This is a genomic window from Pseudomonas guariconensis, assembly GCF_900102675.1.
Classification (GTDB): domain Bacteria; phylum Pseudomonadota; class Gammaproteobacteria; order Pseudomonadales; family Pseudomonadaceae; genus Aquipseudomonas; species Aquipseudomonas guariconensis.
The window spans coordinates 130,508-148,516 of sequence record NZ_FMYX01000007.1 but is presented as its reverse complement, the minus strand read 5'-3'; the positions used below and the strand labels follow the sequence as shown (position 1 = coordinate 148,516).

At 62.7% G+C, this 18,009-nt stretch carries 22 protein-coding genes; 11 read left to right on the top strand and 11 right to left on the bottom strand.

What is annotated here, in order from left to right:
* The first annotated feature begins 12 nt into the window (after positions 1–12).
* Positions 13–855 carry a methyl-accepting chemotaxis protein gene (locus tag BLS27_RS24225; RefSeq protein WP_371906719.1) on the top strand — a complete coding sequence of 281 codons (843 nt, stop codon included), beginning with the start codon at positions 13–15 and terminating at the stop codon, positions 853–855.
* Positions 856–888: 33 nt separating this feature from the next.
* On the opposite strand, the gene BLS27_RS13710 is transcribed toward BLS27_RS24225, so the two are convergent.
* Genes BLS27_RS13710 through BLS27_RS13700 form a run of 3 tightly spaced genes read right to left on the bottom strand, consistent with a single transcriptional unit; the run spans position 889 to position 1,967 of the window.
* Positions 889–1,509: an SOS response-associated peptidase gene (locus BLS27_RS13710; RefSeq protein WP_090345224.1), complete on the bottom strand. Its 621-nt coding sequence runs from the start codon at positions 1,507–1,509 to the stop codon at positions 889–891.
* Between the two features lie 12 nt (positions 1,510–1,521).
* Entirely contained in the window at positions 1,522–1,782 is a 261-nt protein-coding gene (locus BLS27_RS13705) for a putative signal transducing protein (RefSeq protein WP_090345222.1), read from the bottom strand.
* Positions 1,782–1,967 (bottom strand): CPXCG motif-containing cysteine-rich protein, encoded by a 186-nt coding sequence (locus BLS27_RS13700; RefSeq protein ID WP_043213807.1) that lies wholly within the window; start codon positions 1,965–1,967, stop codon positions 1,782–1,784. The genes BLS27_RS13705 and BLS27_RS13700 overlap by 1 nt, the downstream gene beginning before the upstream one ends.
* Positions 1,968–2,090: 123 nt before the next feature.
* Here BLS27_RS13700 and BLS27_RS13695 point away from each other — a divergent pair, with 123 nt between their 5' ends.
* Positions 2,091–3,260, top strand: coding sequence for a 1-acyl-sn-glycerol-3-phosphate acyltransferase (locus tag BLS27_RS13695; RefSeq protein ID WP_080642133.1), 1,170 nt, complete (start codon positions 2,091–2,093; stop codon positions 3,258–3,260).
* A 50-nt stretch (positions 3,261–3,310) separates the two neighbouring features.
* Here BLS27_RS13695 and BLS27_RS13690 read toward each other — a convergent pair whose 3' ends face one another.
* On the bottom strand, positions 3,311–3,571 hold the full coding sequence (locus BLS27_RS13690; protein ID WP_043213805.1) for a hypothetical protein: 261 nt from the start codon (positions 3,569–3,571) through the stop codon (positions 3,311–3,313).
* A 159-nt stretch (positions 3,572–3,730) separates the two neighbouring features.
* On the opposite strand from BLS27_RS13690, the gene BLS27_RS13685 reads away from it, so the two are divergent.
* Positions 3,731–3,937 carry a hypothetical protein gene (locus tag BLS27_RS13685; RefSeq protein WP_090345219.1) on the top strand — a complete coding sequence of 69 codons (207 nt, stop codon included), beginning with the start codon at positions 3,731–3,733 and terminating at the stop codon, positions 3,935–3,937.
* 92 nt (positions 3,938–4,029) lie between these two features.
* Here BLS27_RS13685 and BLS27_RS13680 read toward each other — a convergent pair whose 3' ends face one another.
* On the bottom strand, positions 4,030–4,614 hold the full coding sequence (locus BLS27_RS13680) for a YajG family lipoprotein (RefSeq protein WP_090345217.1): 585 nt from the start codon (positions 4,612–4,614) through the stop codon (positions 4,030–4,032).
* A 178-nt stretch (positions 4,615–4,792) separates the two neighbouring features.
* On the opposite strand from BLS27_RS13680, the gene BLS27_RS13675 reads away from it, so the two are divergent.
* Both BLS27_RS13675 and mqo read left to right on the top strand, forming a co-directional pair.
* On the top strand, positions 4,793–5,026 hold the full coding sequence (locus BLS27_RS13675; RefSeq protein ID WP_043213802.1) for a hypothetical protein: 234 nt from the start codon (positions 4,793–4,795) through the stop codon (positions 5,024–5,026).
* A 595-nt stretch (positions 5,027–5,621) separates the two neighbouring features.
* Positions 5,622–7,133 (top strand): malate dehydrogenase (quinone), encoded by a 1,512-nt coding sequence (mqo, locus tag BLS27_RS13670; protein WP_070576955.1) that lies wholly within the window; start codon positions 5,622–5,624, stop codon positions 7,131–7,133.
* A 145-nt stretch (positions 7,134–7,278) separates the two neighbouring features.
* Here mqo and BLS27_RS13665 read toward each other — a convergent pair whose 3' ends face one another.
* From BLS27_RS13665 to BLS27_RS13650, 4 genes are all read right to left on the bottom strand, one after another.
* Entirely contained in the window at positions 7,279–7,569 is a 291-nt protein-coding gene (locus BLS27_RS13665; RefSeq protein WP_043215305.1) for a PA4642 family protein, read from the bottom strand.
* Between the two features lie 67 nt (positions 7,570–7,636).
* Positions 7,637–8,107, bottom strand: a complete 471-nt coding sequence (locus BLS27_RS13660; RefSeq protein ID WP_043215307.1) for a hypothetical protein — start codon at positions 8,105–8,107, stop codon at positions 7,637–7,639.
* A 207-nt stretch (positions 8,108–8,314) separates the two neighbouring features.
* Positions 8,315–8,788, bottom strand: coding sequence for a WbuC family cupin fold metalloprotein (locus BLS27_RS13655; RefSeq protein ID WP_090345215.1), 474 nt, complete (start codon positions 8,786–8,788; stop codon positions 8,315–8,317).
* Positions 8,789–8,790: 2 nt separating this feature from the next.
* Positions 8,791–9,348: a hypoxanthine-guanine phosphoribosyltransferase gene (locus tag BLS27_RS13650; RefSeq protein WP_043215311.1), complete on the bottom strand. Its 558-nt coding sequence runs from the start codon at positions 9,346–9,348 to the stop codon at positions 8,791–8,793.
* Between the two features lie 165 nt (positions 9,349–9,513).
* On the opposite strand from BLS27_RS13650, the gene upp reads away from it, so the two are divergent.
* Both upp and BLS27_RS13640 read left to right on the top strand, forming a co-directional pair.
* Entirely contained in the window at positions 9,514–10,152 is a 639-nt protein-coding gene (gene upp / locus BLS27_RS13645; RefSeq protein ID WP_028691132.1) for a uracil phosphoribosyltransferase, read from the top strand.
* Positions 10,153–10,154: 2 nt separating this feature from the next.
* Positions 10,155–11,429 carry a uracil-xanthine permease family protein gene (locus tag BLS27_RS13640; RefSeq protein ID WP_043215312.1) on the top strand — a complete coding sequence of 425 codons (1,275 nt, stop codon included), beginning with the start codon at positions 10,155–10,157 and terminating at the stop codon, positions 11,427–11,429.
* A gap of 71 nt (positions 11,430–11,500) precedes the next feature.
* Here the strand turns inward: BLS27_RS13640 and hemH are convergent, their stop codons facing one another.
* The gene (gene hemH / locus BLS27_RS13635) at positions 11,501–12,514 is read right to left on the bottom strand and encodes a ferrochelatase (protein ID WP_043215313.1); all 1,014 of its coding nucleotides are present in this window, start codon (positions 12,512–12,514) and stop codon (positions 11,501–11,503) included.
* 13 nt (positions 12,515–12,527) lie between these two features.
* Positions 12,528–13,433, bottom strand: coding sequence for a TIGR01777 family oxidoreductase (locus tag BLS27_RS13630; RefSeq protein WP_070576949.1), 906 nt, complete (start codon positions 13,431–13,433; stop codon positions 12,528–12,530).
* Positions 13,434–13,621: 188 nt separating this feature from the next.
* Here BLS27_RS13630 and BLS27_RS13625 point away from each other — a divergent pair, with 188 nt between their 5' ends.
* The 4 genes from BLS27_RS13625 to phrB all read left to right on the top strand — a co-directional run bounded on the left by BLS27_RS13625 (position 13,622) and on the right by phrB (position 17,965).
* Positions 13,622–14,608 carry an NAD(P)/FAD-dependent oxidoreductase gene (locus BLS27_RS13625; RefSeq protein WP_043215317.1) on the top strand — a complete coding sequence of 329 codons (987 nt, stop codon included), beginning with the start codon at positions 13,622–13,624 and terminating at the stop codon, positions 14,606–14,608.
* A 109-nt stretch (positions 14,609–14,717) separates the two neighbouring features.
* Positions 14,718–15,686 carry a YbgA family protein gene (locus BLS27_RS13620; RefSeq protein ID WP_070576948.1) on the top strand — a complete coding sequence of 323 codons (969 nt, stop codon included), beginning with the start codon at positions 14,718–14,720 and terminating at the stop codon, positions 15,684–15,686.
* Positions 15,676–16,539, top strand: a complete 864-nt coding sequence (locus BLS27_RS13615; RefSeq protein WP_043215322.1) for a MerR family transcriptional regulator — start codon at positions 15,676–15,678, stop codon at positions 16,537–16,539. Before BLS27_RS13620 ends, BLS27_RS13615 begins: the two co-directional genes overlap by 11 nt.
* Before the next feature lie 10 nt (positions 16,540–16,549).
* Complete coding sequence (gene phrB, locus BLS27_RS13610; protein WP_043215324.1) at positions 16,550–17,965, top strand: deoxyribodipyrimidine photo-lyase; 1,416 nt, start codon at positions 16,550–16,552, stop codon at positions 17,963–17,965.
* The last annotated feature ends 44 nt before the right edge of the window (positions 17,966–18,009 follow it).

Sequence of the window (18,009 nt, the reverse complement as noted above, 5' to 3'; positions counted from 1 at the left end):
AAGTTGCAGGCGATGATCACCCAGGTGGTGGGCTCGGTGCAGAAAGTCAGCGACTCCTCGGAGCACACTGCCGATATCGCCATTCGCACCAACCAAGGCGTGCACAAGCAGATGGCCGAGATCGATCAGGTGGCCACTGCCGTGCAGGAAATGACTGCCACTGCCCAGGATGTGGCGCGCAATGCGACCCACGCCGCCCAGGCCGCGAACAACGCCGACCAGGCGGCCAACCAGGGCTTGCAGATCGTGCGCGACACCTCCCATTCGATCAGCGTGCTCGCCACTGAGATAGGCCGTGCGGTGGAGGTGGTCCAGACCCTGGCCCGCGACAGCGAGAACATCAACGCGATCCTCGTGGCGATCCGCGCCATCGCCGAGCAGACCAACCTGCTGGCACTCAACGCCGCCATCGAAGCGGCCCGCGCGGGCGAGCAAGGCCGGGGCTTTGCCGTGGTCGCCGACGAGGTCCGCAACCTGGCGCAGAAGACCCAGCAGGCCACCGAAGAAATCCAGCAGATGATCCAACAGCTGCAGCAAGGTACCCGCGAAGTGGTCAAGGTCATGGAAGACAGCCAGGGCAAGACCGACGACAGCGTGCAACAGGCCACCCGTGCCGCCGAAGCGCTGGAGAGCATCACTCAGGCCGTGTCGGTGATCAACGACATGAACACCCAGATCGCCAGCGCGGCCGAGCAGCAGAGCGCCGTGGCCGAAGACATCAACCGCAACGTCATCAATATTGGCCAGGTGGCCGGTGAAGTGGCCGGCGGTGCCGACGAGTCGAGCCAGGCCAGCGCCGAACTGACCAAGCTGGCCGAACAGCAGCGGCGCTTGATCAACCAGTTCCGCGTTTGAGGAACAAGGGGCTGCCTTGCAGCCCCGTGAGGTTCACGCCGGGGTCAGGCACTCCGGCGCATCGAGCTTCGGATCATTGACGAAATGCGCCAGCGCCCGCTCGCGCAACGCTGCTGGTGGGCTGGCCAACAGCTCGTGCAGCCGCGCCAGCGGCGTTTCCGGGTCCAACCAGGCCGCCTGCCCCGCTTCATCGAGAATCAGCGGTCGACGTTGGTTCATCGCCGCCTGGGTCACTACCGCGCAACTCAGCCAGACCTCGTCCTGCACCGGATACGCCTCCCACACCGCCGCGAAGAACAGCGAGGCCCCCTCCCCCGGTGTCAGCCAGTACGGCCGCTTGCGCACCGTGCCACGCCACTCGTAGAAACCATTGGCCGGCATCAGACAGCGCCTCTGGCGGAAGGCCTCGCGGAACATCGGCTGCTCCGCCAAGGTTTCGGCACGCGCCTGGGCAGGTGTGCGGGATAAGTCGGTCAGCCAGGCCGGGGTCAGTCCCCAGCGGGCCCTGGCCAACTGGATCTGGCCGTCGAGCTGACGTTGGATCAGCACCGAAGCGCCTGGGGCAATGTTCCATTGCGCCTGCTGGTCGGCGGGGTACCCGGGCAAGGCGGCAAAGGCCGGGGACCAGCGAAACAGGGCGTAGCGTCCACACATGGCGATAAAAACTCAGCAGATCAGGGTTCCGGGGAAACTCTCCGGTTCGTCGCCGGCAAGTGGCAGGGCCGCATTGTACGCATCGATCAACTGCCGTGCGTACCCAGCCTGCTCGTCCGGTACTACCAGACCGAGCAACCCTTGCATCGGCAACTCGCCGGCAGCGCCGACCAGATCACGCCCGGCCAGATGTACCTGGACACCCTCGCTGGCCAGCATGCCCACCAGCAACTGCGCCTCCATCAGGCTCTCCGGCTCGTAGATCCGCATCATCAGGCATCATCCTCGCGTCTGACATCGAGCATCCATTCGTCACCATGCACCTGCAAGATGAACACCACTGGCTGGCAACACACCTGGCAGTCCTCGGTGTACACCTGGTCGCCGCCGGAGATATCCACCGTGGTTTCCACGGTTTCACCACAATAGGGACAACGATAGAAGTCGGTTTCCAGCATCGCGGCCTCCGCGGTGACTTATGCGTATAATTGCCGGTCTGTTTACAGGGCCTGCGTGTGTCCGAGCCGTTTTTTCGGACCCCACCCCTACCTTATTACCCTAGCCGTTTCCAACAAGAGAGCATGATGGGCGAATTCGATGCCATCCGACCGTACGACGACGCTGAGGTCCCTGCCGTCCTGGCACGCCTGCTCAGCGACCCGGCATTTCTGGATATCCTCACCCACTTCCGCTTCCCGCGGGCGGCCGGCGCCTTCGGCTGGCTGCTCAAGCCACTGATCGCCCGCCGCCTGCGCAACGAGTTCGCCGGCGTTACCTGCGTCTCGACCCTGCAGGACAAGGTCGAGCACTACGTCGACCAGACCATCGAGCGCGCCACCGATGGGGTCACCTACTCCGGGGTCGAGCAGCTCAAGTCAGGGACGGCCTACCTGTTCCTGGCCAACCATCGCGACATCGTCATGGACCCGGCCTTCGTCAATTACGCGGTGTATCACGCCGGCCTGCCGACGCCGCGCATCGCCATTGGCGACAACCTGCTGCAAAAGCCCTTCGTCAGCGACATGATGCGCCTGAACAAGAGCTTCATCGTCCATCGCTCGCTGAGCGGTCGCCGGGAAAAACTCGCCGCCTACCAGCTGTTGTCGGCCTATATCAATCACTCGATCCGCAACGACTGCGTGTCGATCTGGATCGCCCAGGCCGAAGGACGGGCCAAGGACGGCGATGACCGTACCGATTCGGCGATCCTCAAGATGTTCCACATGAGCCGCAAGGACGAAGCCTTCGGCGCCGTGATCCAGAGCCTGAACCTGACACCGGTGTCGATCAGCTACGAGTACGATCCGTGCGACCTGGCCAAGGCCCGCGAGCTGTACATCCGCGCCACCACCGGCACCTACAAGAAGGCACCGGGCGAGGACGACAACAGCATCGCCCAGGGCATCACCGGCTACAAAGGTCGGGTGCATATCAGCTTCGCGGCCCCGGTGACCGAGTACTTCGAAGACACCAAGCAACTGGCGCAGGAAATCGACCGGCAGATTCTCGGCGGCTACCGCCTGTTCCCGGTGCATTACCTGGCCTATGGCATGTGGAGTGAAGCAGACCCGGCCCTGCAGGTGCCGAGTGCGGAGAAACTGTTCCCCGCGCAGGAATTGGCCAAGGCCAAGGAAGAATGGCAGCGCCGCCTGGACGCTTGCCCGGTGGAACACCAGCCCTACCTGGTGCAGCAGTACGCCACCCCGGTGCGCAACCAGTACCAGGTCAAGGCTCAAAGCCCCGTCGCCTGAAATATCCCCTGTTGGGGCGGGTTACCCGTCCCAACAGGGGCATCCGGTGTTCAGATCCAGGTGCTGAACCAGGACAGCAGCAGCGCCATGGCCAGGCAAGAGAATCCGAGGATGTAGTAGTAGCGCGGCACCCGCTGGTCGAAGGCATCGACCACTGCCTCGTCGCTCGCACCACTTGCCCGCGCCACCACTTCGCGCCGCCGTGCGCTTTGCAGCAGCAGCCCGCCGGGACAGGTAATCAGCAGGGCCAGCAGATTGATCAACTTGGCCGGATGGGCAGCCAGGAATCCCCAGAGCACTTGCAAGGACATCGCATAACCTCGGAAAAGAACGACGGCAAAGCCCGGCATTCTACCCAAGCCCAATCCTGCTGCTCGGATTTTGCGACCAACTGTCATTGAATTTCACTGTCACACGCTCGTCATCAGGACAGGCCACCCTGTCGGCCTTTTCCTACGATGGAGCTTGTCATGTTGCACGCCGAAAACCAGGACCGCCTCTACCTTGTCGCCCAGAGCGATGAACAACAGGCGCTGATCGACGGCTTGGCCATTAACGTCCAGGATCGCCAGTGGCTGGTCTATTGCGCCTTGGGTGGTCATGCCCACCAAAACCTGCCCGAAGTCGATATTTATACCGGCCGTAGCCTGCTCGACTTTCGTATAGAGGCCGCATGACAAGCTGGCCTGCTCCTTAGCCTCTTCACAGGCAACAAAAAGCCCGCTACCGGAAGCACCCGGCAGCGGGCTTTTTATCGAGGGCGCTGCGCTTATTCGCCTAGGACCTGGCCGATGGTCGGGTCCTTGAACAGACGGGTCAGGGCATCGCTGAGCACGTCACCGACCAGCTTGGTGTTGGTCTCCTGATTCGGCGCCATGCCGAAGCGCTGATCCAGGGAAGCACCGTAACGGCCGCTGTAGCGACGGTTGGCGTTGGACACATCGGCACGGAAGCTGGCGCCGATGGTGGCTTCGGTCACATACATCTTGTCCTTGGGCGACTGGTACTTGAGCTCGGCCAGGGTCACGGTCAACTGAGGGGCATTGTAGGCGTTGGGCGTCGGAGTGAAGCCCAACAGGCGTACCGCGGCCTCGGCCTGGGCCTGCAGCTTGGGCACGATATCGTTGCCACTGACGCTGATAGTGCTGGTTTCAGGGTACATGCCACCCCGGGTCCCCAGCGATTGCGAGGCACGGCCATCGACCACCTTGACCACGACCGGCTGGCCACGGCCGACCGGATTGAGCTGGGCGGTGAGCTTGGGTTGCGGGCTGAGTTGTTGCGGGCTGTGGGCACAACCGACCAGGCTCAGGCTGGCCACCGCGATCAAACCGAACAACAGACGTTGCAACATGCGCGTTTCTCCAGAAAATACGGCAAAGGCCCACAGTATACCTAGCGACAAGCTTCACGCTGCAAGCTGTTAGAAAAAGCAGCCGAGCAACCGATCCGCCTCCTTAATTGCGGTTGTCACATGGGGTTCATGCCGGGCGTTCATCCTGTTGCCAGACAGACCGAACAGGATCGCCGCCATGACCTCGCTGTGGAATCTGCTTTTCTCCCGCCCCCGCCAGAACACCTATGTCCGCCTCGATGCCGAGGGCAATTGCCTTGGATTCCTGCACTGCACACGACGGCCCAGCAGCAGCGGCTGGGTGCAGGTCAGCGAAGCCCAGCTGGGCTGGCTTGGTCAGCCGCTACCGGACAGTGCTCGGGTTTGCGCGCACGCAAGCCGCCGCTGGCAGCAACGCACCCTGCCAGCCTGACAAACGCAGCAATAAAAAGCCCATTAAGCGCACCTTTCTGCCCGCGACATCGTTATAATCTCCCCCCGATTATAAGGACGTCTCCTGATCGGGCCCCGCATCGCCGTTGACCACGGCACTTTCGACGCTTTGCCCACAGAGAGCCTTCCACTCAGGTCTTGCATCCGCCGCGCCTGCTGTCCCGGCCTTCGCATTGCAGGAACCTGTGGATTGCCATCGCGCAGTCCCTTTTGAGGTTCACGTTCCAAAAGAGCGTGAAAAAACGGGTTTTTCAAACTTCACAAGAGTGTGGCGAGCAAATGAACAGTCTGGCATGTGCAAAAGCGACAGATGCGTCCCGAACAGCCTCGAACAGACGGCAAAAGTGCTCATCCTCGATGAAGTACTGAAGCCGGTCCATACCGCACGGCGGATACCTTGACCATAAGTCGAATTGCCGCACCCGTGGCAAGGGCGTTCAATAGCCGAACACCAAGACTGAATTGGCAGGGTCCGCGGAAGTGGCAAGAACTGCGAAGAGTCGGACATGGCGATCCTGGCCAACCCAGGGATCCTATGCTGTCAATTAGGTGCTGTAGATTGTGGAGACGCGTTAATGGCGCAGAACGAATCGGTTGATGTGGTACTGGTAGGCGCGGGCATCATGAGTGCCACCCTGGCCGTACTGCTCAAGGAACTCGACCCGTCGATCAAGCTGGAGGTCGTCGAGGCGATGGACTCCGGTGCCGCGGAAAGTTCCAACCCCTGGAACAACGCAGGGACGGGCCACGCAGGCCTGTGCGAGCTGAACTACACGCCTCAGGCCGCCGATGGCAGCATCGACATCAAGAAGGCCGTGCACATCAATACCCAATTCGAGGTGTCCCGTCAGTTCTGGGCCTATCTCGTGCGCAAGGGCAGCTTCGGCTCGCCACGTGCCTTCATCAATCCGGTCCCGCACCTGAGCTATGTCGAAGGTGACAAGGGCGTTTCCTTCCTCAAGAAGCGCTTCGAGCTGCTCAAACAGCACCATGCCTTCAGCGAGATGGAGTACACCGAAGACAAGGCCGTGATGGAGCAGTGGATGCCGCTGATGATGCCGGGCCGCCCGGCCGACCAGCGCATCGCCGCCACACGCGTGATCAAGGGTACCGACGTGAACTTCGGCGCCCTGACCAACAAGCTGCTCAAGCAACTGGGCAACTGCGCCGATGCGCAGGTCAAGTACAGCAAGAAGGTCGTCGGCCTGCGCCGCAACGGCAGCGGCTGGACCGTCAGCATCAAGGACGTCAACAGCGGCGGCAGCCGTGAAGTCGATGCCCGCTTCGTCTTCCTCGGCGCTGGCGGCGCGGCCCTGCCGTTGCTGCAGATGTCCGGCATCCCCGAAAGCAAGGGCTTCGGCGGTTTCCCGGTCAGCGGCCAGTGGCTGCGCTGCGACAACCCCGAGATCGTCAAGCAGCACCAGGCCAAGGTCTACAGCCAGGCCGCGGTCGGCGCTCCGCCCATGTCGGTTCCACACCTGGACACCCGTGTGGTCGATGGCAAGAAGTCGCTGCTGTTCGGCCCGTATGCAGGCTTCACCACCAAGTTCCTCAAGCACGGCTCTCTGCTCGACCTGCCGCTGTCGGTACGCATGGGCAACATCGGCCCGATGCTGGCCGTCGCCCGTGACAACATGGACCTGACCAAATACCTGGTCAGCGAAGTGATGCAGTCGATGGAACAACGCCTGGAGGCCCTGCGCCGCTTCTACCCTGAAGCCAAAGCCGAGGACTGGCGTCTGGAAGTTGCAGGCCAGCGCGTGCAGATCATCAAGAAGGATCCGAAGAAAGGCGGCATTCTGCAATTCGGTACCGAGCTGGTCTCGGCACAGGACGGCAGCCTGGCAGCCCTGCTCGGCGCCTCGCCAGGCGCTTCGGTGACCGTCTCGATCATGCTTGAACTGATCGAGCGCTGCTTCCCCGAGCAGGCCAAGGGTGCCTGGGCTGCCAAGCTCAAGGAGATCTTCCCGGCTCGCGAGAAGGTCCTGGCCACCGATGCCGCGCTCTACCACAAGATCAGCGCACAGAACGACGAAGCGCTGGAAATGGTGGAAGACACCAGCAGCCCGGCCCAGCACTACGCTTGATACCGACCCCACAAAAAAACGCCCCTCGGGGCGTTTTTTTGTGCCTGGATTTGCGGTGCTCTTCGCGGGAAACCGCGCCCACAAGCATTGCGATGAACCCTGTGGGAGCGGGCCTACCCGCGAAAGGTCGGCACAGGCTTACCGATCAGCCACGGGCGTTATTGATGATCTCGATGTATTCAGGCGCATTGCGCTGGTCGGCGATCAGCTCGACAAAGGTCTTGCCGTGCTCATCTTTGCCGTCCAGGTCCAGACCCGCCTCGACGAAGAAGCCGACGAAACGCTCGAAATCGTCTACGCGCAGGCCACGATAGGCCTTGACCAGTTTGTGCAGCGATGGCGAGGTCACGCCATCGGCCGGCTCGAACTGGAGGAACGTCTTGACGTAGTCGTCGCTGATCTCGTCACCAATCACCTGCTTCTTGTCTTTACGCATTGCCGACTCCAACTGGGCCATATGGGCATTCAAAGGCCCGCAGTTTACCCCTCACGGCCCGCGGGTCTCAACGCGTACGTACGGTGCCGGTGTGCAGATCCGCCCAGAGATGACCGTTGGGGTAAGTGAGAAACTGCACGTACAACGTCTCGTTGCGCAGCAGGTCCATGATCACTCGATAGTTGGCCAGCGGATAGCTCAAGGTGAGGGTTCGGGTCTTTTCGTCGTAGACCGGCTTCTTCAGGCTCTTGCCGCCTTCGCCATCGAAATTGATCAAGACCTGGCTGAGGGTGGCGCCCTTGCTCAAGGGCTTGCCCTTCAGGCGCAACAGCAACGATGAGGTGATCGGGATGGGTTGCTGGTCGGACTGGCGCTGGATGCCGGTCACCACCGAATAGTCGGTCACCTGCAGCAGTTGCTGGGCTGTCGGAGCCTCTTGGCGCAGGGACAGCTCATCGGGGGGCAGGAACTGGCCATGCAGCGGCGCCGCGGACAGCGGCAGGCTCACCGCCAGCAGGAAAGGAAGAATCGCACGCATGTGAGGCTCCTTGGCAGGGAGAAGCACTCTAGCATGGAGGTGGGTTCAGGATCCTGAGTGGGCGTGGCGCTTTTTGATTGCGTCTGCGTCCCTTCGCAGAAAACCGCTGCCACTCAGGTTCATGGTGAAACTGCCTTGCTCTGCGGTGTCGTCTCAGTGGGTACACTCGCCCCCAAAGGCACTGCGGACCAGGCTTACCCGCGAACGCTACTCGAACTGCGCACGCATCCACGCATGGTATTCGGCCACGCCTGGCTCGCCCTCACGCGGCGCCCAATGAGCACGCTCGCCCTCGCCCACCGGCCGGTAGGGCCCGGCCTTGCATTCGAACAGCATGCTGTCGGCTTCTAGCACCACCAGCCCATGGTAGGTACCCGGCGCCAAGTCGACACCCAGGCAATCGCCTCCGGCCTGCATCACCCGCTTGTCGATCACCACGCCCTGCTCGTCGAAGATCAACAGGCCCAGGCGCCCCTTGAGCACGATCAGCGCCTCGGCCTTGTCGTCGCTCAGGTGGCGGTGGGGCGGGATGTAGGTGGTGGGCTGCAGGCCGACGGCCATGCGGTGGCAGGGTTCTTCCATCTCATGGAAATTATGGTGTTGCCGCCCACGGGGGCTGTCGGCAGCTTTTTGCGCCAACTCGGCAAACAACGCGTGGTCGATGAATGCAGGTTGGCGCATGGTCACAGGCCCTTGACTGCGAAGATGCCGTTGGCGTTGCGCCAGTAGCCTTTGTAGTCCATGCCATAGCCGAAGATGTAGCGGTCGACGCACGGCAAGCCGGCATAGTTGGCCTTGAGGTCCGGGCTGGCTTTACGGTCGTGATCCTTGTCGATCAGCACCGCGGTGTGCACGGAGCGGGCACCGGCATGCTTGCAGAAATCGATGATGGCGCTGAGGGTGTGACCCTCATCGAGGATGTCGTCGACGATCAGCACGTCGCGGTCGATGAAGGAAATCTCAGGCTTGGCCTTCCAGAACAGTTCGCCGCCGCTGGTTTGGTTGCGGTAACGCGTGGCGTGCAGGTAGGAGGCCTCAAGCGGGAACTGCAGGTGAGTCAGCAGCTTGCCGGCGAAGATCAGGCCACCGTTCATGACACAGAAGACCACCGGGTTCTTGTCATGCAGGTCTTGGCAGATCTGCTTGCCGACCTTGGCGATGGCCGCTTCGACCTCGGCTTCGGTGTACAGGCAGTCAGCCTCGCGCATGACTTGACGGATATGCTCGAGATCGGCGGACATGGCGCTCTCCAGGGGGCTCGGAATTGGAAAAGCGGGCAAAGGTACGCATCCGCCCGCCCCAGATCAAGCATTTATGGACTAACGTCCAGAATGAGCAGACGACATGCCGGACTGAATAGATTAATCTACCGCCGTTTTTTTGCCCGCCTCCCGGAGCCCTCCCCTATGCCTACTCGTGAGATCCGCCACCCGCTGATCCGCCACAAGCTCGGCCTGATGCGCCGCGCCGATATCAGCACCAAGAATTTTCGCGAACTCGCCCAGGAAGTCGGCGCGCTCCTGACCTATGAAGCCACCCAGGACCTGCCGCTGGAGACCTACGAGATCGACGGCTGGTGCGGCAAGGTGCAGGTCGAGAAAATCGCCGGCAAGAAGATCACCGTGGTTCCGATCCTGCGCGCAGGCATCGGCATGCTCGATGGTGTGCTCAGCCTGGTGCCGGGCGCCAAGGTGAGCGCCGTGGGCGTTGCCCGCAACGAAGAAACCCTCGAAGCACATACCTACCTGGAAAAGCTCGCGCCGGACATCAACCAGCGCCTGGCCCTGATCATCGACCCGATGCTGGCCACCGGCGGCTCGATGGTCGCCACCATCGACCTGCTCAAGAAGGCAGGCTGCAAAGAGATCCGCGCCATGGTCCTGGTCGCCGCACCCGAAGGCATCGCCGTGGTGGAGAAAGCCCACCCAGACGTGCAGATCTACACCGCATCGATCGACCAGCGCCTGAACGAACACGGCTACATCGTCCCAGGCCTGGGTGATGCCGGCGACAAGATCTTCGGCACCAAGCAGAAGGACGCCTGAACATGCAGGACGGCTTCAACGACCCGCTCTGGCGCCAGGTCGTCTCGGGCGCGCAGATGCTCTTCGTGGCATTCGGCGCGCTGGTACTGATGCCGCTGATCACCGGCCTCGACCCCAACGTGGCGCTGTTCACCGCGGGCATCGGCACCTTGCTGTTCCAGCTGGTTACAGGCCGCCAGGTCCCAGTATTCCTGGCCTCCAGCTTTGCCTTCATCACCCCCATCATTCTCGCAAAGGGCCAGTTCGGCCTGGCCGAGACCATGGGCGGCGTGATGGCAGCGGGCTTCGTGTACACCTTCATGGGCCTGATGGTGAAGATCAAGGGCACCGGTTTCATCGACCGTATGCTACCGCCTGTGGTGATCGGCCCGGTGATCATCTCCATCGGCCTGGCCATGGCGCCGATCGCGGCCAATATGGCCATGGGCAAGGCCGGTGATGGCAGTGTGCTGATGCCGTACAAGACCGCCATGTTGATCTCCATGCCGGCATTGCTGACCACGCTGATCGTGGCCGTGTTCGGCAAGGGGATCTTCCGTCTGGTACCGATCATCGCCGGCGTGCTGGTGGGCTTTGGCCTGTCGTTCGCCTTTGGGGTGGTCGATACCGCCAAGATCGCCTCGGCGCCCTGGCTTGAACTGCCGAAATTCACCGCGCCGGCATTCAACTGGCAGGCGATCCTGTTCATCGTTCCGGTGGCTCTGGCTCCGGCGATCGAGCACATCGGCGGCGTCATTGCCGTGGGCAGCGTGACCGGGCGCGATTACCTGAAAAAGCCGGGCCTGCACCGTACCCTGCTCGGCGATGGCCTGGCCACCACCGCAGCCGGCCTGTTCGGCGGCCCGCCCAACACCACCTATGCCGAAGTGACCGGCGCAGTGATGCTGACCAAGAACTACAACCCGAAGATCATGACCTGGGCGGCGATTTTCGCCATCACCTTGGCGTTCATCGGCAAGTTCGGCGCGCTGTTGCAAAGCATTCCGGTACCGGTGATGGGCGGGATTCTGTGCCTGCTGTTCGGTTCGATCGCCGCAGTGGGCATGAACACCATGATCCGTCACAAGATCGACCTGGCCGAAGCCCGCAACCTGGTGATCGTCTCGGTGACCCTGGTGTTCGGCATCGGCGGCGTATTGATCGGCAGCGGCGACGGCCCCGATGACTGGGGTCTGAAGGGCATCGCCCTGTGCGCCATCGTGGCCATCGCCCTGAACCTGATCCTGCCGGGTAACGACAGCTGGAAGCACAAGAAACTGGACGATCAGTTGCCCTGACACCCGACTTCAGCCTGACCAGGCCTCTTCGCGGGTTTACTCGTGAAGAGGCCGAACAGGTGTTCAGAAAGTCAGGCCTTTTCGCACATCCCTGCCAGCACCTTCACCCACTGCGGGTGGTCGTTCAGACATGGCACCAGCACCAACTCTTGACCTCCCGCCTCGATGAATTGCTCACTGCCGCGCTGACCAATCTCCTCCAGCGTCTCGATGCAATCGGCGACGAACGCCGGGCACATCACCAGCAGCTTCTTCACCCCAGCCTTGCCCAGCTCATCCAGACGCGTCTCGGTATAGGGCTCGATCCACTTGGCACGCCCCAGGCGTGACTGGAACGACACTGACCACTTGCCATCGGCGATCCCCATCTTTTGCGCGAACGCCTTGGCCGTGGCCAGGCATTGACCGCGGTAGCAGATCGCACGGGTCTGGGCATCGGCATCCTTGCAGCAATCGGCGGCCTGGAAGTCATGCTTGCCGGTCGGGTCGAGCTTCTTCAGATGTCGCTCGGGCAAGCCGTGGAAGCTCAGCAGCAGGTGATCGTAGCCCTGCTCAAGATACGGCTTGGCGCTGGCCACCAAGGCATCGATGTAGTCGGGGTGATCATAGAACGGCTGCAGCACGCGCATCTGCAATGGCAGCTGACGATTTGCGATGGTCTGCTTGGCCAGCTCCACCACCGTGGTCACGGTACTGTCGGCGAACTGTGGATAAAGCGGCGCCAGGGTAACCTTGCGCACACCCTGGGCCGCCAGACGCTCCAGCACCTCGGGCAAGGCCGGCTGGCCATAGCGCATGGCGATCTCCACCGGGCCATGGGGCCAATGCTCGACCATGGCCGCTTGCAGGCGCCGGGTCAGGACCACGAGGGGCGAGCCCTCGTCCCACCAGATCGAGGCGTAGGCGTGGGCCGACTGCTCCGGTCGCTTGATCAGGATCAGCGACACCAGCAGACGACGCACAGGCCACGGCAGGTCGATCACGTAGGGGTCCATGAGGAACTGGTTGAGGTAACGGCGCACGTCGGCAACCGAGGTGGAGGCCGGCGAACCCAGGTTGACCAGTAGCAAGGCGTGATCGGTCATGCAGCATCCTATGTCAGAGGCGGCTGGACAGGTCGTCCAGGGCCGATTGCAGATCGTTGAAACGGAATGTGAATCCTGCCGCCAGCAAGCGGACCGGGCGCGCCCGTTGTCCGCCAAGCAGCAGCGTCGAAAGCTCGCCCAGGCCCGCCCTGAGCAGTAGCGCCGGTGTCGGCATGAAGGCAGGCCGATGCAGGGCACGCCCCAGACGCTTGGCGAATTCGCGGTTGCGCACCGGCTCTGGCGCGCAGGCATTATAGGGACCGGTGGTGTCCTTGTGCTGCAAGAGAAAATCAATCAAGCCGACCTGGTCTTCTATATGGACCCAGGGCATCCATTGCCGACCATCTCCCAAAGGCCCGCCCAGCCCCAGCTTGAACGGCAGGCGCAGGCGCGACAAAAAGCCGCCGTCGCTGGCCAGCACCAGCCCGGTTCGCACCAGCACCACGCGAATGCCCAGCCGTTGCGCACGCTGGGCGGTTTCCTCCCAGGCGATGCACAGCTGGCTGGCGAAATCTTCCTTCACCGGAGGCGAGGCCTCGGTCAGTTCCCGCTCGCCACCGTCGCCGTACCAGCCCACCGCGGACCCCGATATCAGCACCTCGGGGCGCTGCTCACGGCTCTCCAGCCACGCCAGCAGCTGCTCGGTGAGGGTGATGCGGCTGGCCCACAGCAGGGTCCGTCGCGAGGCAGTCCAAGGACGGTCGGCGATCGGTGCGCCGGCCAGGTTGATCACCGCGTCGACCTCCTCATCCGCTGCCAGGTCTTCCAGTCGGGCGATGCCGCGCACGCCGGTGCCGCAGATTTTAGCGACCTGCTCGGGGCGACGGCTCCATACGGTCAGGCGATGGCCCTGGCCGAGCCAGTACTGGCACAGGTGCCGGCCGATCAAGCCAGTACCGCCGGTCAGCAATATATGCATGGCTGTGTCCTCGCAAGTTGCGGCCGTGGTCTATTTTTAAGAACAAGGCACTTTTTAGACCGGATGCTCTCGGATTAAACATAGGCCAACCTGCCCTATCGAGCGGTATAACCTTATACAAATTTTGTGCATTGTACAGGTTTGCCTAACAGCGTAGTCTGCTTACAGCAAGGTTCGAAGAGGCCATCATGACAGTACCTATTGCCATCATCGGTGCCGGTATCGCCGGCCTTTCCGCCGCCCAGGCTCTGCAGAAAGCCGGGCAGACGGTCCACTTGTTCGACAAGGGCCACGGCAGCGGCGGCCGCATGGCCAGCAAACGCAGCGAAGCGGGCGCACTGGACTTGGGTGCGCAGTACTTCACCGCCCGTGACCGGCGTTTCGTCGAGCAGGTCCATCAATGGGTCGAGGCCGGCTGGGTGCAGCAGTGGAAGCCTCAGCTGTACAACTACCGAGACGGCGAACTGACCCCCTCACCCGACGAACAGACGCGCTGGGTCGGTGTGCCGCGCATGAGCGCCATCACCCGCGGCCTGCTCAAGGACGTGACGGTGAACTTCGGCTGCCGCATCGCCGAAGTCTTCCGTGGCAAACAATACTGGCACCTGCAGGACACCGAAGGGTGCAGCCACGGCCCCTTCAGCCGTGTGGTGATCGCGGTGCCCGCGCCCCAGGCGACACCGCTGCTGGCCGCGACGCCCAAGCTCGCCGCCGTGGCCGCTGGCGTGCAGATGGAGCCTACCTGGGCCGTCGCCCTGGCTTTCCAGACCGCCCTCGATACGCCCATGCAGGGCTGCTTCGTACAGGACAACCCGCTCGACTGGCTGGCCCGCAACCGCAGCAAGCCTGGGCGCGACGAACAACTCGACACCTGGGTACTGCACGCCACTTCGAACTGGAGCAAGCAGCATATCGACCTGCCCAAAGAGGACGTGATCGAGCAGCTGTGGGGCGAATTCGCTGAGTTGATTGGCTGCATCGTGCCGCCACCGACCTTCGCCCTGGCGCACCGCTGGTTGTATGCCCGTCCGGCCGGCAACCATGAGTGGGGGGCCCTGGCCGATGCCGACCTTGGGTTGTATGCCTGCGGGGACTGGTGCCTGTCCGGCCGCGTGGAAGGCGCCTGGCTCAGCGGTCAGGAGGCTGCCCGGCGGCTGCTGGAGCACCTCGATTAACGCGATCCGCAGAGCTGTACAAAAAATTTCTCTTGCATAAGTTTTTCGGTGTGCTGGAATGAACCTGTACAAGACGCACATCAGCGTACAGGTTTTCCGGAGACCCGCCATGGACATCGCTTCGCCCACCGACAAGCCGCGGATTGGTATCAGTGCCTGTCTGCTCGGCCAATCCGTGCGCTTCAACGCCGGTCACAAGGCCTCTCCCCTGTGCCTTGAGTTGCTCGCAGATCACTTCGAATGGGCTCCGGTATGCCCTGAGGTGGCCATTGGTCTAGGCGTTCCCCGCGCCGCTATCCGCCTGGTCGGCGATCCTGAACGCCCTGAAGTGATAGCCCCCCAAAGCCCTGGCACTGATCTGTCGGGCCCGCTGCGCGCCTATGGCGAGCAGATGGCCGAGTCGCTCGATGACCTGTGCGGTTACATCTTCATGCAGAAGTCGCCGTCCTGTGGCCTGGAGCGGGTGAAGGTCTATCAGCACGACGGTCAGCTCTCCCGCCTGCCGGGGCAAGGTGCATACGCCAGTGCATTTTGCGCGCGCCGCCCGGATCTTCCGGTGGAAGAAGAAGGCCGCCTGCACGACCCGGTACTACGGGAAAACTTCATCAGCCGCGTCTATGCCTATGCCGACTGGCAGCATCTGCTGACGCAGGGCCTGAACCGCGGAGCCCTGGTGCGCTTTCACTCGCGCTACAAATACCTGCTCATGGCCAACAATCCTCAGGCCTATCGCGAACTGGGCCGAATGCTCGGCAGCATGCGCCGTGACGACGACCCGCTCGACATCGGCCCCCGTTATTTCAGCGCGCTGATGCAGGCGCTACGCCGTCGCGCCAGCCGTGGCACCCATGGCAACGTCTTGCAGCACCTGAGTGGTTACTTGAGAGATGTTCTGGGACAAGGCGACCGCAACGAACTGCAGCAGCTCATCGGCCAGTACCAGCAAGGCATCGTGCCGTTGGTGGTGCCCCTGACCTTGCTCAAGCATCACCTGCGCAACCACCCCGACCCTTATCTGCTGCAACAGGCTTACCTGCAACCACACCCCGCGCCCCTGGGCCTGCGCAATGCTCTCTGAAATCCTGCTGCCGATAGGCGAACTGGCCCGGCGCACAGGCGTCAACCCGATCACCCTGCGGGCCTGGGAGCGGCGTTATGGCTTGCTCAAACCCCAGCGCACCGCCAAAGGCCATCGCCTTTATCCGCCAGAACAGGTCGAGCGGGTGCACGCCATCCTGAGCTGGCTGGAACGCGGCGCGTCGGTGGGCCAGGTGCGCGAGCTGCTCGAACGCCCGCCGAGCGTTGCCCCGGTGGGCGATTGGCAATTACGCGAACAGGCGATGATCGAGGCCATCGCCTCGCTTTCACATCATGCTCTCGACCAGCAATTCAACCAGGCGATGGCACTGTATCCGGCCTTCACTTTGTGCGAGCAATTGCTGCTGCCCCTGCTGGACAGCCTGGAACAACGCTGGCGCAGCTACTTCAACGCCCGGCTCGAGCAAGCATTCTTCTACACCTGGCTGCGTAGCAAGCTGGGCGCGCGCGTTCAGCACGACAGCCTGTCGCTGCCAGGCCCCGCCGTGCTCATCACAACCTGCGGCGATGGCGCGTTCGATCCGCACCTTTGGCTGTGCGCCTGGTTGCTCGGCAACAGTGCGATCGCCGTGGAGGTGCTCGAACAACCGCTCACCGGCCCCTGCCTGCACCGCGCGGTGCAAGCCCTGCGGCCACGGGCGGTGATCTTCTACCTCGGCACCCGTGTCGACATCCGCTCGTTCAAGGCAGCGTTGACCGGCATCGACATCCCACTGCTGGCCGGTGGTGGCACTGTCTTCGCGCACGGCCCGCGCCTGGTCGAATCCGACGTCGAGGGCTTGCAGTTGTTCGACACGCCCCTGGCAGCCCTGCGCCTGCTGCAATCACTTTGAGGAAACGCTTTTGCAACTGATCTGGCTGCGCAGCGACCTGCGCGTCGAAGACAACACCGCCCTGAGCGCGGCCTGTGCCCTTGGGCCGACCCTCGCCCTGTGGCTGGCCAGCCCCGGCCAGTGGCTCGCCCATGACGATGCTCCCTGCAAGGTCGATTTCTGGCTGCGCAACCTGCAGACCCTGCGCCAGTCCTTGGAGCGCCTGAATATCCCCTTGCTGATCCGCCACGTCGACACCTGGCGACAGGCGCCCCAGGCGGTGCTGGAGGTCTGCCGAGAACATCGGATCGAGGCGGTGCATTGGAATGAAGAGTACGGCGTGAACGAGCAGCAGCGTGACGCCGCTACCCAGGATCTGCTCGAGCAGGCGGGCATCCTCACCCATGGCCACCTGGATCAGTTGCTGCTTCGCCCAGGCTCGGTGCTGACCCGAAGCGGGCACTACTTCCAGGTGTTCGGCCAGTTCCGTCGGGCATGCCTTGAGCATCTGCATCTGAGCCTGCCAAGCCTGGCGCCTCCCGTGAAACGTCAGGCACCGCTGCGCATTGCCAGCGATCCCCTCCCCCAGGGCTTCACCGGTTTTCCGTCCCCACCGCGAAGTGTGCGCGAGCACTGGCCAGCCGGAGAAAACGAAGCCCATCGGCGCCTGACCCGCTTCATCGACGAGACGGTCGAGGACTACCTTCAACTACGGGACCTACCCGCCCGGACCGGCACCAGCCAACTCTCGCCATACTTGGCTGCCGGCGTGATATCGCCGCGCCAGTGCCTGCACGCTGCCTTGAGCGGGAACCAGGGCGAATTGGACAGCGGCAGCGTAGGTGTACAAACCTGGATCAACGAGCTGCTGTGGCGGGAGTTTTACAAACACATCTTGGTGGGTTATCCACAGGTCTCTCGACACCGGGCCTTCCGCGCCCCCACCGAAGCGCTGCCCTGGCGGGATGCCCCCGAAGACTTGGAAGCCTGGAAAACCGGTCGTACCGGTTTTCCGATCGTCGATGCCGCCATGCGCCAATTGCTGCACACCGGCTGGATGCACAATCGTCTGCGCATGGTCGTGGCGATGTTCCTGAGCAAAAACCTGCTGATCGACTGGCGCCTGGGCGAACGGCATTTCATGCGACACCTGATCGACGGCGATCTGGCCGCCAACAATGGTGGATGGCAATGGAGTGCCTCCACCGGGACCGATGCAGTGCCCTATTTCCGTCTGTTCAACCCGGTCAGCCAGTCACGCCGCTTCGACCCGCAAGGGCAGTTCATCCGTCATTGGCTGCCGGAATTGCAGGGGCTTGATGACAAAACCATCCATGAACCGGGTGCCGGCGGGGATTTATTTTCTGCGTCATACGTGCAGCCGATCGTGGACCTGGGCAGCAGTCGTGAGCGGGTCTTGGCGGCGTTTCAAGGTCTTAAGGATTGAGCCTGCGGCGCGCGGTGCGCCCCATCGCAGGCTAGGCCAGCGTC